Raw genomic sequence first — 14,490 nt, forward strand, 5'->3', positions numbered from 1 at the left:
CCGGCGGAATGACCCCAGGGGGATTGGGCAGGTCCCTGCCCCGGCTTTCCCTGGAGCGCCGCATCGGCGTCCTCGTGGTCGTCGGCGCGGTCCTGGTCATGGGGCTGGTCGCGGCCCTGTCGCTGCCCATCGAGCTGATCCCATCGGGCTACAGCTCGCCCTTCCTGCGGGTGACCGTCCCGTGGCGCGACGCGCCGCCTCAGGAGGTCCTGGACAAGGTCACGATCCCGCTGGAAGAGGAGCTGGCGACGATCCGCGGCCTCGAAAACCAGTACTCGTTCTGCGCCGTCGGCTTCAGCCAGGTCTTCCTGAGCTTCGCGCACGGGACGGACATGGACGTCGCCTACCGCGAGGTCAGGGATCGGATCGAACGCGCCCGGGCACGTCTGCCGGAGGATGTCCAGCAGGTCTTCATCCGCAAGGACGACGACACGCAGATGCCGGTGGCGATGGTCGGCGTCCTCGTCGACGAGGGGACGGCCGACACCTACAACCTGATCCAGAACGAGGTCATCCTGAAGCTGGAGCGGCTGCCCGGCGTGGCCTCGGTCGACGCCCAGGGCCTGCTGGAGCGGGAAGTGCTGATCGAACTCGACCGGCAGCGGGTCGAGGCGGCGGGCCTCAACATCTTCGAGATCGCCCAGGATCTGCAGTCGGACTACTTCACCCTGGCGTCGGGCAACGTCCGCGCCGGCGACCGCAAGCTGCTCCTGCGGTCAGTGGCGAGGTATCCGGCGCCCCAGAACGTCAGGGACATGTTGATCACCGACACGGTGCGACTGGGCGACATTGCCTCCGTTAGCTACGACGTGCCCGACGACGAGTTCCGGGTGCGGGTGAACGGCCTGCCCGCGTACGCGATCAGGGTGCAGAAGGAAGGCGAGGCGAACGCGCTGGACGTGGCCCGCGAGGTCGAACGCGTGGTCGAGGAACTGGCGGCGAATCCGCGCCTTGGGGCAATCGAGGCGGACGTGATCATGAGTTCGGGCGAGATCATCCGCGACTCCATGGGAGTGCTCCTGTCGAGCGGCCGGATCGGGGCGATCTTCGCGGTGATCGTGCTCTTCTTCTTCCTCCGCCGGCTGCGGATGAGCCTGATCATCGCCTTCTCGATCCCGCTCTCCATGGTCGTGGCGGTGGTCGCGATGTACTTCTTCGGCGAGACCTTCAACGTGATCTCGCTGCTCGGGCTCATGATCTCGGTCGGGCTCCTGGTCGACAACTCGGTCGTGGTGGCCGAGAACATTCATCGCCTGCACCAGAGCGGCGTGGCGCGCCGTCAGGCGGCGCTTCAGGGGGCCGGGGAGATCGCGCTGGCGATCACCACCGCCACCCTGACCACCGTGATCGTCTTCCTGCCGGTTTCGCTTGTGGACGGCCAGGGCCAGTTCATGCTGCTTCGGCTCGTGATCCCGATCACGGTCTCTCTGCTCGCTTCCCTGGTGGTGGCGCTGGTCGTCGTTCCGCTGGCGGTCTACGTCACGTTGCCGTCGCGGTCGCCCGGAGAGACGGGACCGTTGCGCCATGCCCGGAACGCGTCGAACGTCGTCCTGCGAGGGGCCTACGAGGCGAGCTTCGGCTTCCTGAATCGCCTCTATCGCGGCATGCTGGCCTACGGGCTGCGACGGCGACTCGACGTCGTCCTCCTCCTCGTGGCGGCGATGGCGCTCACCCAGGTCGCCGCCAGCGGCCGGCTCGAGGTCGTTCCCATGTCGGAGGACGACCAGGCGTTCTTCAACGTCGAGGTCCGGCTGCCGCGCAACATGTCGTTCGACGAGACGATCGAGTACTTCGCGCGCGCCGAGGAGAAGATCGACGGCTTGCGCGAGGAACTCGATCTCGAGTACCTCGTCTTCTTCCATGAGCGCACCTGGGGCCAGATCCAGGGGATCATGGGGACCGGCGCCGACCTGAAGATGCGCGAGGTCACCGAGCGGGTGATCGACCTGATGCCCGAGATGCCGGGCGTGCGCTTCCACACCGGTTTCGCCTCGGAGCAGGAGACGACCGACAAAGCGCTCGAGACGCTGACCCTGTTCGGCGAGGACGCCGAGGTCCTGGAAGACGTGGCGACCGGCGTCGAGGACCGGCTGGCCCGCGTCCCGGGTGTGCTGGCGGTCAAGAAGTCGGCCGACGAGGCCCCGAACGAACTCGCGCTGGTTCTGGACAGGGACCTGGCCATGCGCCAGCAGGTCAACCCGAGGACACTGGCGGTGATGGTCGGCTATGCGCTGCGCGGCCAGGCGCTGCCGCGGATCTACTACGGCGGCCGCGACATCCCGGTACGCATCCGCTTCGAGGAGGAGGACCGCCAGAGTCTCGCCGAACTCCGTGACTTCTCGGTGCCGGCCGAGAGCGGCGAGGCGCTCGCCATCGGCACCCTCGTCGACGTGCGTCAGCAGCCATCGGCTACCCGGATTTCGCGCCGCGACAAACAGACCGCGCGCCGGATCACGGTGGAGCTCGAAGAGGGCCGGGAGAGCGAGGCGCGGCGGGCGGTGCGCGCCGTCGCCGCGCAGACCGATCTGCCCGAAGGCGTGGCCTGGGCACGGCTGGTGCGCAACGTGGCCGCCGAAGAGACCCGGAACCTGATGATCGCGGCGCTCATGTCGATCGCCTTCGTCTACCTGCTGATGGGCTTCCTTTTTGAGAGCTTCGTGCTGCCCGTTGCGATCCTGGTCACGATTCCGCTTGCCAGCATGGGAGTCACCTGGATCCACCTGCTCGCCGGCCGCGACCTCGACTTCCTGGGCCTCGTGGGGCTGATCATCCTGATCGGGGTCGTCGTCAACAACGGGATCGTGCTCCTCGACTCGGTCAACCGGCTACGGGCCGCGGGCATGGAACGCACCGAGGCCCTGCTGGAAGCCGCCAACCGTCGCTTCCGGCCGATCATGATGACCGCGCTGACGACGATTGGCGGCATGGTGCCGCTGCTCTTCGGCCAGCCGACCCAGATGGGCCTGAGCTACAAGAGCTTCGCGCTGACCCTGATCGGCGGCATGGCCGCCGCGACCCTGCTGACCCTGCTCGCCGTGCCGGTCTTCTACACACTGATCGAGGACGGCCGGGCGTGGCTGGGGCGGACGCTTGCCGGCGCGCTCGCGCCGAGGCGGGGAGCGCATCCGGTGTCGTGAAGATCCATTCGATTGGATGATTTGGCGAGATTCTGGCAAGAAATCCGTGAGAACTTCGGCATAGCTGCAACGCTGTTATAGTCCCGCTCCACATAGCGACAGGTAGCTCTCTCCGGTCAGGGCAGCCGTGGGTTCGGATGGTCCCGAAGGGCCTCCGAGGCTCTTCGTTCCTTCCGATTCCTCCGGCTTGACCGCCCCGGGGAGTCGGATGAACCCTCACCCTTAGTGGCTGGCCAGCCACTAAGGACAAGGAGGATCGGCTCATGAAACGTACCCTGGCTCTGGTCGCAATTCTCGTTCTCTTCGGCCTGGCGCCGCCTTCTGTTGCGGACAGTCCCGAAACGGGGATCGTCCTTGGACGGGCGGTGGACACGAACGGGGCTCCGATGCCCGGCGTAGCAGTGACCATCGCTGGCGACCGCGGTGAGAAAGTGGCGATTACCGGCACCGAGGGCGGCTATCGCTTCGCTCTACTGACTCCGGGGTCGTACACGGTGAGGGGGAGCCTGGACGGCTATCGCGATGCGGAGGCGGCGGTCAACGTGACGCCGGGCGCTCGCTCCGAGATCAACCTCATCATGGGTCTTGAGGCAGCCGGAGAGATCACCGTTACGGCGGAAGCCCCCGTGATCAATCGCTTCGAGTCGACGTCAGCGGGCACCGTGACGTCCGACGTCGCGACGAACGTCATGTCCGTCAACACGAACTACTACAGCTCTTTGGCCCTGTTGCCTGGCGTGACATCGGACGGCGACTTGGCCGATGAGTATCCCGGGTCAAACGGTGCGCGCTGGATGGAAGGGGCCGTCTTCGTGGACGGAGTTGACACTACTTACACCCGTCGCGGTGGCTCGCGGATGTACCTGCCACACATCGCAGTCTCTTCGACCACGCTGCAATCGACGACCGGCGGCGCGGAGTACGGCCGTGCGGTCGGCGGCATCACCAACGTCGTGACCAAGTCGGGAACCAACCGGTTCCACGGCGACTACTTCGTTCATCGCCAGCAGGGCGACTGGGTTTCCGAGTACAAGTCCCATCCGGAGTTGGCAGAACGATGGAATTGCAGGCGTCGCGCTGTCGTGCAACCCCAGAACGACTGGCTCCGGCCGTCGTGTCAGCCGGACTTCTTCCATCGGAACGAACGGGAGAAGGACTACTCGGACCTCACATTGCAGGGCTCGATCGGTGGCCCGATTGCCCGTAACAAGGCCTGGTTCTTCGCAGCCGCGGCCGATACCAACACGTTCAGCAGCCAGGAGACCTTCAGCGGCGATATCGTGGACAACAGCGCCTACGTGGGCAGCCGGATCGCGAAGCTGAACTTCCAGCCGAGTCCGTCGCACGCGCTAGCTGCGTACTACACGACCTCGCCGCTCGATGTCACCTTTGTTCTCGGCGACGTTCCTTCCGACCGCTACACGGCTACGCCGCACGAGTTTGGCGGCGAACTGGTGACGGGAAGCTGGAACTGGAGTGCGCGCTCCGACCTGTTCCTCGAGTTCAAGCTCGCTCTCCACGACTCCAGCGAGCACAAGGCTCTCAACGCCGGCGAAGGCTATGACCTGGAGTCCGCGCTCGCGGAGAAACAGCAGGATCCGCGCTACCCCGCCAACAACCAGGGACCCCACAGCCCCGGCAACAACTTCCACGGCTACGTCGGATATCGGGGAGGCGAACAGCATTGGTGGAACGGTTGGATTCTGGACAACGGTTTCGGCCGCAACGACTATCCACGTGATCAGGCGAACGCTCGTGTGACCTGGTTTGCGAGTGATGCGCACGAAGCCCTCTTCGGCTTCGACTGGCAGGATGTCGCCTGGGAACAGAACCTGCAGCGAAACAACCTCTACGTGGGGAACGTGTTCGACGCCTCGAGCCCGTCCGGTTTCGATAGCTGCAGCATTATCCGCATCGGCTACCGCCTCTGCTATCTGGAGGACTACAGCCCGGCCGACCTCGAGGGAGAGCCGATACTCCACGGCACGAAGTCGTCCAACACGGCCTTCTTCGCTCAGGACCGGTTCTCAGCCGGGGATCATTGGACGTTCAACCTCGGACTCCGGTACGAAGACCAGGTCCACCTGAACGACGTCAGGCGCACCGTCATCGATTCCCAGGACCTCTCGCCGAGGATCTTCGCCGCGTACGACTTCCGAGCCGACGGTCGGACTCTGCTAAGCCTGAGTCTCGGCCGGGCGTACCAGCACCTGCCGCAGGATCTCTCCAACAACCATCTCCTGGAAGGTTGGAACGGTACGAATGCCTTCGACCGATTCATCTACTGCGACGATCTTGCGGCTTTCTTTCTCAGGCATGTGTGCAGGGGAGTTGGTTACACCGGGCTGATCGGCAAGCTGCGCCCCGGCACGATGTGGCGCCAGATTGACGCGGGTGTCATTCCTCAAGTGGATATCGACCCCTACTTCAAGGATGAGATCGATCTGAGTCTGCGGTGGGCGTTGAACCCCAGGTGGTACTTCCAGGCCAGCGCAATCTACTGGACTTTCGAGAACTCCATCGGCACAACCGAGCAGAGACTTCCCGACGGGAACTACTTCCGGTTCACGGAAAACTACAAGGACTACGAGAAGGTCCTCGGTCCACTCGGCGTCGTAGATCCGGAGGTGCTGGCTAACTTCGATGAAGGAAGGCGGACCTACAGGTCGCTGCAGCTTCAACTGAACCGGAATTTCAGGAACAACTGGGCGCTTTTCAACAACCTGACGTACGCCGACGCCAAGGGCCACTTCTGGGGCGGTCTGTTCAACAACACGAACTCGGACTACGGGCGGAACCTCGATGTAGTCCTGACCCAAGGGCACATCGATGGTTGCGCGGCGGACCAGCTCGTGCTGGAGGGCGGCCAGCCGGTCATTGACGCGAACGGCAACCAGATCGTGAAGCCGTACCCGGTAGATTGCCAGGCGATCCTGGAGCCGTTCCTCGGTCAGGCAGTGTCCACGATCTACCGCTACGGTACGGCACGGGAGAACAACGAGTACGTGTGGAACAGCTTCGGCTGGAAGACCTGGAACCTCGGCAACACAGGCCACTCGTTCACTTTGGGCGGTTCCTTCTCCTGGCGTTCCGGCAAACCCTGGCAGCGCCAGGGCGGGGCATTTCTAGGAGGCTGCGACAACGCGTTTGAAGGCTGCGACCCGGAGCAGGCGATCGTGGGTCGAGGCACAGCACTCTTCCTGGAGCCGCGTGGGACCCGAGACCCGTTCAATCCGATCTGGAATCTCAACCTCACCGGAATATGGAGCTTCCGTATCCGGGGGGACTTCACCGGGAATCTCCGTGTCGATGCCACCAATGTGACGAACAACCAGGACGGCCAGCGAGTCAACGCTCAGGGTGAGTTCGGTTCGTCGCGTTACATTGACTGGCAGCGTCCCCGACGGTTCTCGCTGTCTGCGACGTTTAACTTCTAGACGGCTGAATGTGGTTACGAAGTGGTCGAAAAGTCGTAGCTTGGGTTAGGTGTGCAGGAACACGAGATAGGGAGAAAGGAGAATGAAGAATGAGTCTTCTGGACACTAGAATGGTTGTGTTGGTAAGCTGCGCCGTACTCTCGGCTGGGTTTGCGGTTCCCCAGGGGAGTGGGGAAACCGAAGTAGGCACTGAAGCAACTGAGCCACGTAGAGTTAGTGACAAGACGAATGTTGAAGCTCGAGGTGGCGGCAGGGGTGAGCCAACAGCAGTCTTGGAGTTCTTGAGCTTTCCAACGCCTGGTGGCCCAGCTCCAGCTGACAACTGCACAGTCGGTATTGACCAGGAGGGACTTCCCGGAAACTGCTTCACACACATGTCGCTGATTTGGGTAGCGGAGCATCAACTCAATCTCTGCCTGAGCGCTTTGCAGAATGTTGACGTGGCGGCGGGTTCTTGCGATCAGTATCTTGGTGCGATGGAGTCGGCACGTGAGGCCTACAATCAGTGTCGAAGCGTGAGTAGTGGCCCGACGTACGAGTGGGTGTGTCCGGTCACAGATTCGGGTTAGCGGTTGGGGTAGCCCGGGTTTCTTGGACGTTCGTGTTTAGGAGTGATGCAGCTTCGCGGTAGCTGTTCTCGAAGTTGACGGGTGAGCGGTAGCCGATCGCGGAGTGACGTCGATGCGTGTGTACCAGCCTTCGACGTACCGGGCGAGCTCGGCCCTGGTTTCGGCGTAGTTTCCGGAAGCTGGCCTGGTCGAGCAGCTCGCATTCGAGGCTGGCGAAGAAGCTTTCGACCATCGCGTTGTCGTAGCAGTCGCCGACGGAGTCCGTCGAGAGGGCGACGCCGGCGGCGCGGCAGCGCTTTCCGAAGGCTAGCCCGCATGTTTCACCGATGCGGCCTGCGGGCTGGTTTCGGGGCAGCGGAGACGCTTGGGCGTTCGGCGGTGGGCTGGCGGTGGTCGGCTGAGCTTGCCCCGGTTTCGTGGACACTTCATCCTTGGAGTAGGAGGTATCCGCGATGCCGAGAGCGCCCCTGCTAGGCTCTCTCCGTTGCGCGGGTCGTGGAGTGCTGGCAGGAGCGGTGAGTGCCGTCGCGGATAGGCAGCTACGTTTCGTAGGCGAAGGTCTCCCCCGGTGGCTGCGCTTCCGAGACGAATCGGGATCCCGGTGCCGAGATTCTTCGAGCGCTCACCGTAGTTGTCGGCCGCCCAAGTGCGAGAATCCAGGTGGTTCGTCCACCGGCCGTCGCGGGGCAGTAGCGTCAGGTCGCCGACGGGAATCGTGGGCTAGAGGTCGGCACGAGGAGCTTCCGGAGCCTGGCTTTCCCCGGCGTGCCGCAGTGCACTTCCAGAACGTCCTTGCCGGGCAGGCCCGAACATCAAGTGAGCCGTGGGCCAGCATCCGGTGCCCCCTGTTTGGGCCGGTTCGGCGCTACCTCGGCCCGACGGTGCCTCTCGTCGACAGCAGCTCGCCGGTCAGCGGGTCGTAGACCGCCGCGACGAAACGATGTTCGCGCTTGCGGATCTTGAGGTCCATCTCGAAGATGAAGAAGTCGCCGCGCGCGGGTTCCTTCGGGATGACCACCGGGATCTTCACCGCGGGCGGCGCCGCCTGGTCGCCCCACTTGTTCATCAGGCGGATCCTGAACTCCAGTTCGTTCATCCACTGGCCGTTCACGGGCAGCAGTTCCACGTCTTCAAGGGGAAACGCAATCGTCATCGGTACGTCGAGCTGCCGGAATCCCGCCTTCTTCGGCTCGCCGAAGCTGACTTCGAGCGATTCGGCGCCGGGGGAACCGCCGAGCAGCAGGGCGCCCTCGACCAGCATCCCCACCTCGGTCGCCCTGGACATGTCCAGATAGTGCTCCCGTGTTCTCACCCGGAGGTCGGGGTGGCCGGGTAGCCGCACGGCGATGTCGTGAAGCCGGTCGTCTTCGTTGCGGGGAGGTTCGAAGCCGAGCCAGTAGTAGGAGCGGGTGTCCGCCGCCGTCTCCGCGAGGGCCTTCTTGCTGAAGGAGTTGATCATCGGCAGGCCACCCGTCTCTTCGGCCAGAAACTGGAGGACGTTGTGGAATCGCCGCTCGGGTACCGCCCACCAGCTTGCGTACCCTCCGATGGCGCCGGTGAAGACTGGCGCCACGCCTGCCGCACCGAAGCCGGCGATCGGAGGACCTGGCGAGCCCTGGAAGCCGGGAGTATCGATCGGGTAGAGGCTGTAGCCGACCAGGTTCGCGGCGTTCACGAGAGGCCCGTAGAGCCGGTCGAGTGTTACCCCGCCGGACGCCGCCGCGTAGGCCGACCTGAAGTTCCAGGTGTCGGACACGGTGGTCCACCCCTCGATCAGCAACAGCATGACCTTGCGGCCCGGCGCGTTGGCAAAGCTGCGCACGGCGCCGGCGGCGGCCATCACCGATCGCCGGGTTTTGTCGCCTCGCTCCGAGCCCATGCCGTGCCGGTACAGCAGACCGTACGGCCTTCGTTTCCTTGCCTCCAGCAGCGCGGTCTCGATGTCGGCGCGGTCGCCGGTCCAGTCCGTGATCAACACGAGTTCCCGGCCGTCGTGGGCCACGACGGCGACGCGGTCGGCGGGGTCGAGCTGGACGAGGTCCTGTTCGAGGCGGTTCAGCACGCGGTTCCTGCGCTGCTTGATGGCGAACAGGTCGTCGATGAAGACGAGGTAGCTCGTGCCGACCGGCTCGTCCGGAGTCAGGGCGGGAACGTTGCCGACGCCTTCGTCGGACGCTTCCAGCGCCCGGCCCTCGTCGACCTCCGTGAAGTAGTCGACCGCCACGGGCCGGCGGTCTACGCGGAGTTCGAAGTCTCCCGGCTGGAGTCCCCGGATGCGGTTTCCGCTCCTGTCCGTCACGACGACTTCGACGTTGACCACGCGGACGTCAATCACGTCGGAGAACAGGTCCGGCAGCGGACTGTCCTGCGCGGCCGCCGGTAGCGCGGTCAGCAGGCATGTGACAGTCGCCGCGGCGCGGAGTCCTGGCAGGTTCGGCTTCATGCTCATCAGGTTACTCTCGTCTTTCGGCCGGGAGATCATGGTCGGCCCGGTCTGGGGTTGACAACCCCGCGGGCCGACACCAGCGTCCTGTCCGTGAGCGGATCGTAGACGGCCGCGACGTATCGGTACTCGCGCTTTCGCAGGCGGAGGTCCGTCTCATACACAAAGGTCTCGCCCGGCGCCGGCGCCTCGGACCTGACCACAGGGACCTTCTGAACCAGCTTCCTGGAATGGATGTCCCATTTATCCACCGCCGAGATCCGGAACTCGAACTCGTTCATCCACTTCCCATCCATGGGCAGCAGGGTCAGCTCATCGAGCGGGACGACTACTTCCACCGGGACGGAGACCCTGAGGAATCCGGCCTTTCGGGGCGTCCCCAGGCGCACCGCCAGGGGGTCGGCGCCGGGAGCGTTGCCGAAGAGCATCGACGCCTCGAGGCGCATGTCGATCTCTGTGCTCTTCGACATGTCCAGGTAGTGCTCGCGGGACCGCACGCGGAGTTTCCTTTGTCCGACCAGCCGCACCCTGATGTCGTGCAGCTCGTCGTCCCGGCTCTGCGGAGCGTCGAAGCCGAGCCAGTAGTACGAGCGTGTGTCCGCCACGGTCTCGCTGAGCGCCTTGCTGCGGAAGGCGTTGAGCATTGGCCGCCCTCCCGTTTCGTCGGCGAGGAAGCGAAGAACGTCGTGTTGCCGCTCCTCGTACGAGCCGATCATGAGCGCCTGCATCGACGGCCATGGCGGCGGGTACATTGTGCTGCCGCGCGTGTCGCCCCCTGAGTAGGCGTAGTAACCGCCCGGGGGAATCGGTGGGAGTCGCCCGTAGGAACGTTGCCTGTACTGCAGACCCGCAACGTCGACGGGGTAGAGGCTGTAGCCGACCCGGTTGGCGGCATGGACCAGCGGGCTGTACAGGCTGTCGATGTTCGGTCTGGCGAGTCCCGAACCCAGGACATCCCAAACCGCGCTCGGGGCGCTCCAGCTATCCGCCAGCAGGAGCATCACCTTGCGGCCCGGTCCACGGGTGACGCTTCGTATGGTTGCCGTGGCCGCCATGACGGCGCGCCTGGTGGCTTCGGCGCTCTGGCGGCCGAACGTCGGCCGCATCTGCGCTTCCAGGAGCGCGGTGCGGAGCTGGTAGTGGGAGTTCGTCCAGTCCGTCAGCCGGGAGACGCCCGTTCCGTCGAACGCGACGATCGCCGCGCGGTCCGCCGGGTTCAGCAGGCGGAGATCCTGGTCCAGGCGGCTCAGCACCCGGTTGCGGCGTCCGCGGATGGCCGACAGGTCGTCCACGAAGATCAGGTAGTTCGTACCGACCGGCGCGTTGTGCGCCAGAGACGGTACGTCCGCGACGCCGTCGCCGCCGGCGGTCCTCGCGTAACCCTCGTCGACCTCGGTGAAGTACGCGATGCGCACCGGCTGGCGGTCCACGAGGAGCTCAAAGTCGTCTGGCTCGAGTCCGCGAATCCGGTTCCCCTTCCTGTCCGTGACAACGACCTCGACGTTGACGACGCGAACGTCGACCGAGTCGGAGAACAGATCCGGCAGCGACGATTCCTGGGCAGTTGCGGGGAGCGCGGCCAGGACCAGTGCGGTCGTGAAAGCCGTGCCGAATCTGAATGGGGACAATGGCCTGATCATGCCTACCTCGGCCTGATCGTTTCGCTGGCAGACAGGATCGTGCCGCTCACCGGGTCGTGGACGGCCACCACGATGCGGTGTTCCCGCTTTCGGAGCACCAGTTCCGTCGTGTACCACCAGTGCTGGCCAGGCTCCGGTTCCGCCGGGCCTGAGATGCGGACCGTCTCGACCGGCGTCTCGGAGCGGTCGCCGGACTCGTTGATCACGCTGACGCGCAACTCGACCTCGTTCATCCACAGGTCGCCCATCGGGAGGAGGGTGATGTCGTCGAGCGGAATGAACACCTTCATCGGCACCAGGATCTTCCGGCCCCGGGCGGGTTGCGAGGCGCCGAACTCGACCGTCAGTGTTTCCTTCCCCGCTACGCCGCCGAAAAGCAGGGATCCCTCGACCATCATGGTCACTTCAGTGCTCTTCGACAGATCGAGATAGCTTCGCCGCGACCTGACCCGAAGATCGGGACGGCCAACCAGTTGCACTTCGATGTCGTGGAGCGTGTCGTCCTCATTGCGAGGCGGCTCGAATCCGAGCCAGTAGTAGGAGCGGGTGTCGGTCGCGGTCGCGGCCAGGGCGACGTCGCGAGAGGCGTTGATCATCGCAAGCCCGCCGGTCTCGCGGGCGAGATAGCCGAGGGCAGCTTCCTGGGACCACTCGCTGTAGAGATCGGTCGGGAGGGCGGAGAGGTTCGGTTCCAGCGCCAGGCTCGGACTTGGAGTGTAGGTCGCGGTCGGGTCGCTGGTTCCGGCGGGGGCGTTCGTGAAGGCCGGATCGAGCCCTGGAAGGTCGACGGGGTAGAGCGTGTAGCCGACCAGGTTGGCGGCGTGGACGAGGGGGCCGTAGATGCTCTCGATGCTCGGAGGCCGCCAGTCGACCTGATCGAAGTTGTCCCTGTTCCACTCGGGTACGCCCCAGCCGTCCGTCAGCACGAGCATCACCTTGCGCCCCGGCGGATCGGCGTAGCTCCGGAGGGTGGCCGTGGCGGCGAGGACGGACTGTTGGATCTCACGCTCCCGCTTGTTCAGATGCAGCGTCGACATTGCTCGCCGGATACCTTCGCGGGAGCGGACGAGAGCCTGCGATGTCCGGTCCGCCAGTGCCGGTTCGACAACGGCCGGTTCGATGTCCACGATTCGCATGATGCCCAGCGCGTCGCGCTCGCGCGCCTCGCTGAGAGCGTCGCGGAGTACGTCCCGCGAGTCGGTCCAGTCCGTCAGTTCGGTGACGTTCTGGCCGTCGAACGCGACCAGGGCGACGCGATCGTGGGCGCGGAGCTTCCCCAGGTCCTGCTCCAGTCGGTCAAGTACCCGGTCGCGGTCCCGCCTGACCGCGAAGTACTCGTCGATGAAGACGAGGTAGTTCGTGCGCACCGGTTCGCCGGGGACGAGGGAAGACACCGTCCCCGCCGCATCCCCCGGGGCACTCGTCCGGGCGATTCCCCCGTCGACCTCCGTGAAGTACTCGATAGGCACGCTCTCGCCGTCCACGCGAAGCTCGAAGTCCGCCGCGTCCAGGCCTTGTACCCGATTGCCCCTCCTGTCCGTGACGACCACCTCGACGTTGACCACGCGGACATCGATCGTGTCGGAGAACAGCTCCGGCAGCGGCGACTCCTGCGCGGCGGCCGGCAGTGCGGCCAGGACCAGGGCGATCAGGGATGGGGCTTGGAGTCTCACCACGTCGCCTACTTGCGTTCGCTCACTGTATCCGCGGGATCTATCGCCCCCTGCGCCGAGAGGATCGCACCAGAGAGCGGGTCGTAGACGGCAGCGACGTACCGGTGCTCACGCCGGCGCATCACGAGTTCCGTCTCGTAGACGAAGGTGTCCCCGGGCGATGGCGCCCGCGCCCCGTGGATCGGGATCTTGTCAATCGGCGTCTCGGAGCGGTCGCCGTGTTCGTCGATCAGCGTGACCCGGAACTCCAGTTCGTTCATCCAGCGACCGTCCATCGGCAGGAGCTGAACGTCGTCGAGAGGAATCGACACCTCTATCGGTACCGAGATCTTCCTGAACCCGGCCTTGCGAGGCCTGCCGAAGCGCGCTTCAAGGACGTCCTTGCCCGGCGAATCGTCGAACACCAGAGCGCCTTCGACGAGCATCGTGACTTCGGTGCTTCGGGAAACGTCCAGGTAGTGCTTCCGGGTGCGAACGCGCAGGTCCCGGCGCCCGGGCAACCGCACCTTGATGTCGTGCAGCTCGTCGTCCTGGTCGCGGGGCGCTTCGAAGCCGAGCCAGTAGTAGCTGCGGGTGTCCTCGGCGGTCTCTCCGAGCGCTCGGTCGCGGGACGCGTCGAGCATCGGCAGTCCGCCCGTCTGTCTGGCCAGGAACCGGAGGACCTCGTGTCCGTTCTCTCTCCGGCACCACCCCTGGAGCGACGGGCTCGGGATTGGGCGTGGCCGGGTGGACGTGCCCAGGGTCCAGCCGCGGTCGTCGTTGTAACGGGTGTCAACGCCGGCTTGGCGCTGCACGTAGACCGAGTCGCGAGTTGAGGAGATGGTCCGGGGCGAGCCCCACCAGAGTGGGGCCGACGAACAGGCGACCATGTCCCTGAATCCGGGGAGATCGATCGGATACAGGCTGAAGCCGACCTGATTCGCGGCGTGAACCAGGGGGTTGTACAGGCTTTCCGTGTCGCCCCAGGGTGGAGCGGCCTCCATGATCGTCAGCCCGCGGGCAGGCTGGCTCCAGCCGTCCGCCAGGAGCAGCGCCACCTTGCGGCCGGGAGCGACGGCAAGAGCCCGTACCGTTGCGGTAGCGGCCATCACGGCTTTCCGCACCCGATTCTCCTGGGCTCCCCAGTCGCGCAGCCTCGCGCGGCCACCTGCTCGGCGCTGCCGCGCCAGCACCAGGGCCTCGCTGATCTCCTGGCGGGAGTTGGTCCAGTCGGTCAGCCGGGAGACGTTCCTGCCATCGAAGGCGACGACGGCAACGCGATCCGCGGGGTTCAGCAGAACGAGATCCTGCTCCAGCCGGCTCAGCACTCGATCGCGGTGCTGCCGGACCGCGTGCAGGTCGTCGATGAAGATGAGGTAACTCGTGCCCACCGGTTCGTCCGTTACCACCGACGGCACTCTCGCGACATCGTCGTCCAGCGAGCCTCGCGCCACGCCCTCGTCGACTTCCGTGAAGTAGCTGATCGGTATCGGCTCCCGATCGACCAGGAGTTCGAAGTCCGAGGCCGCGAGACCGCGGATGCGGTTGCCTCTCCTGTCGGTGACGACGACTTCGACGTTCACGACCCGAACGTCAAGTACTTCGGAGAACA

General features: G+C 65.1%; 6 protein-coding genes and 1 pseudogene. 2 read left to right on the forward strand and 5 right to left on the reverse strand.

What is annotated here, in order from left to right; genetic code table 11:
* Nucleotides 1–8: 8 nt before the first annotated feature.
* Both OXI49_04360 and OXI49_04365 read left to right on the forward strand, forming a co-directional pair.
* Nucleotides 9–3,137: an efflux RND transporter permease subunit gene (locus OXI49_04360; GenBank protein MDE2689723.1), complete on the forward strand. Its 3,129-nt coding sequence runs from the start codon at nt 9–11 to the stop codon at nt 3,135–3,137.
* 263 nt (nt 3,138–3,400) lie between these two features.
* Nucleotides 3,401–6,574: a TonB-dependent receptor gene (locus tag OXI49_04365; protein ID MDE2689724.1), complete on the forward strand. Its 3,174-nt coding sequence runs from the start codon at nt 3,401–3,403 to the stop codon at nt 6,572–6,574.
* Nucleotides 6,575–7,210: 636 nt separating this feature from the next.
* Here OXI49_04365 and OXI49_04370 read toward each other — a convergent pair.
* The 5 genes and pseudogenes from OXI49_04370 to OXI49_04390 all read right to left on the reverse strand — a co-directional run bounded on the left by OXI49_04370 (nt 7,211) and on the right by OXI49_04390 (nt 14,461).
* Nucleotides 7,211–7,453 (reverse strand): annotated as a pseudogene (locus OXI49_04370) (integrase core domain-containing protein).
* A 555-nt stretch (nt 7,454–8,008) separates the two neighbouring features.
* Nucleotides 8,009–9,592 (reverse strand): VWA domain-containing protein, encoded by a 1,584-nt coding sequence (locus OXI49_04375; GenBank protein MDE2689725.1) that lies wholly within the window; start codon nt 9,590–9,592, stop codon nt 8,009–8,011.
* 29 nt (nt 9,593–9,621) lie between these two features.
* Entirely contained in the window at nt 9,622–11,214 is a 1,593-nt protein-coding gene (locus tag OXI49_04380; GenBank protein ID MDE2689726.1) for a VWA domain-containing protein, read from the reverse strand.
* 14 nt (nt 11,215–11,228) lie between these two features.
* Complete coding sequence (locus OXI49_04385; protein ID MDE2689727.1) at nt 11,229–12,899, reverse strand: VWA domain-containing protein; 1,671 nt, start codon at nt 12,897–12,899, stop codon at nt 11,229–11,231.
* Nucleotides 12,900–12,907: 8 nt separating this feature from the next.
* Entirely contained in the window at nt 12,908–14,461 is a 1,554-nt protein-coding gene (locus OXI49_04390; protein ID MDE2689728.1) for a VWA domain-containing protein, read from the reverse strand.
* Nucleotides 14,462–14,490 lie beyond the last annotated feature (29 nt).

Source organism: Acidobacteriota bacterium (assembly GCA_028875725.1).
Taxonomy (GTDB): Bacteria; Acidobacteriota; Thermoanaerobaculia; order Multivoradales; family Multivoraceae; genus Multivorans.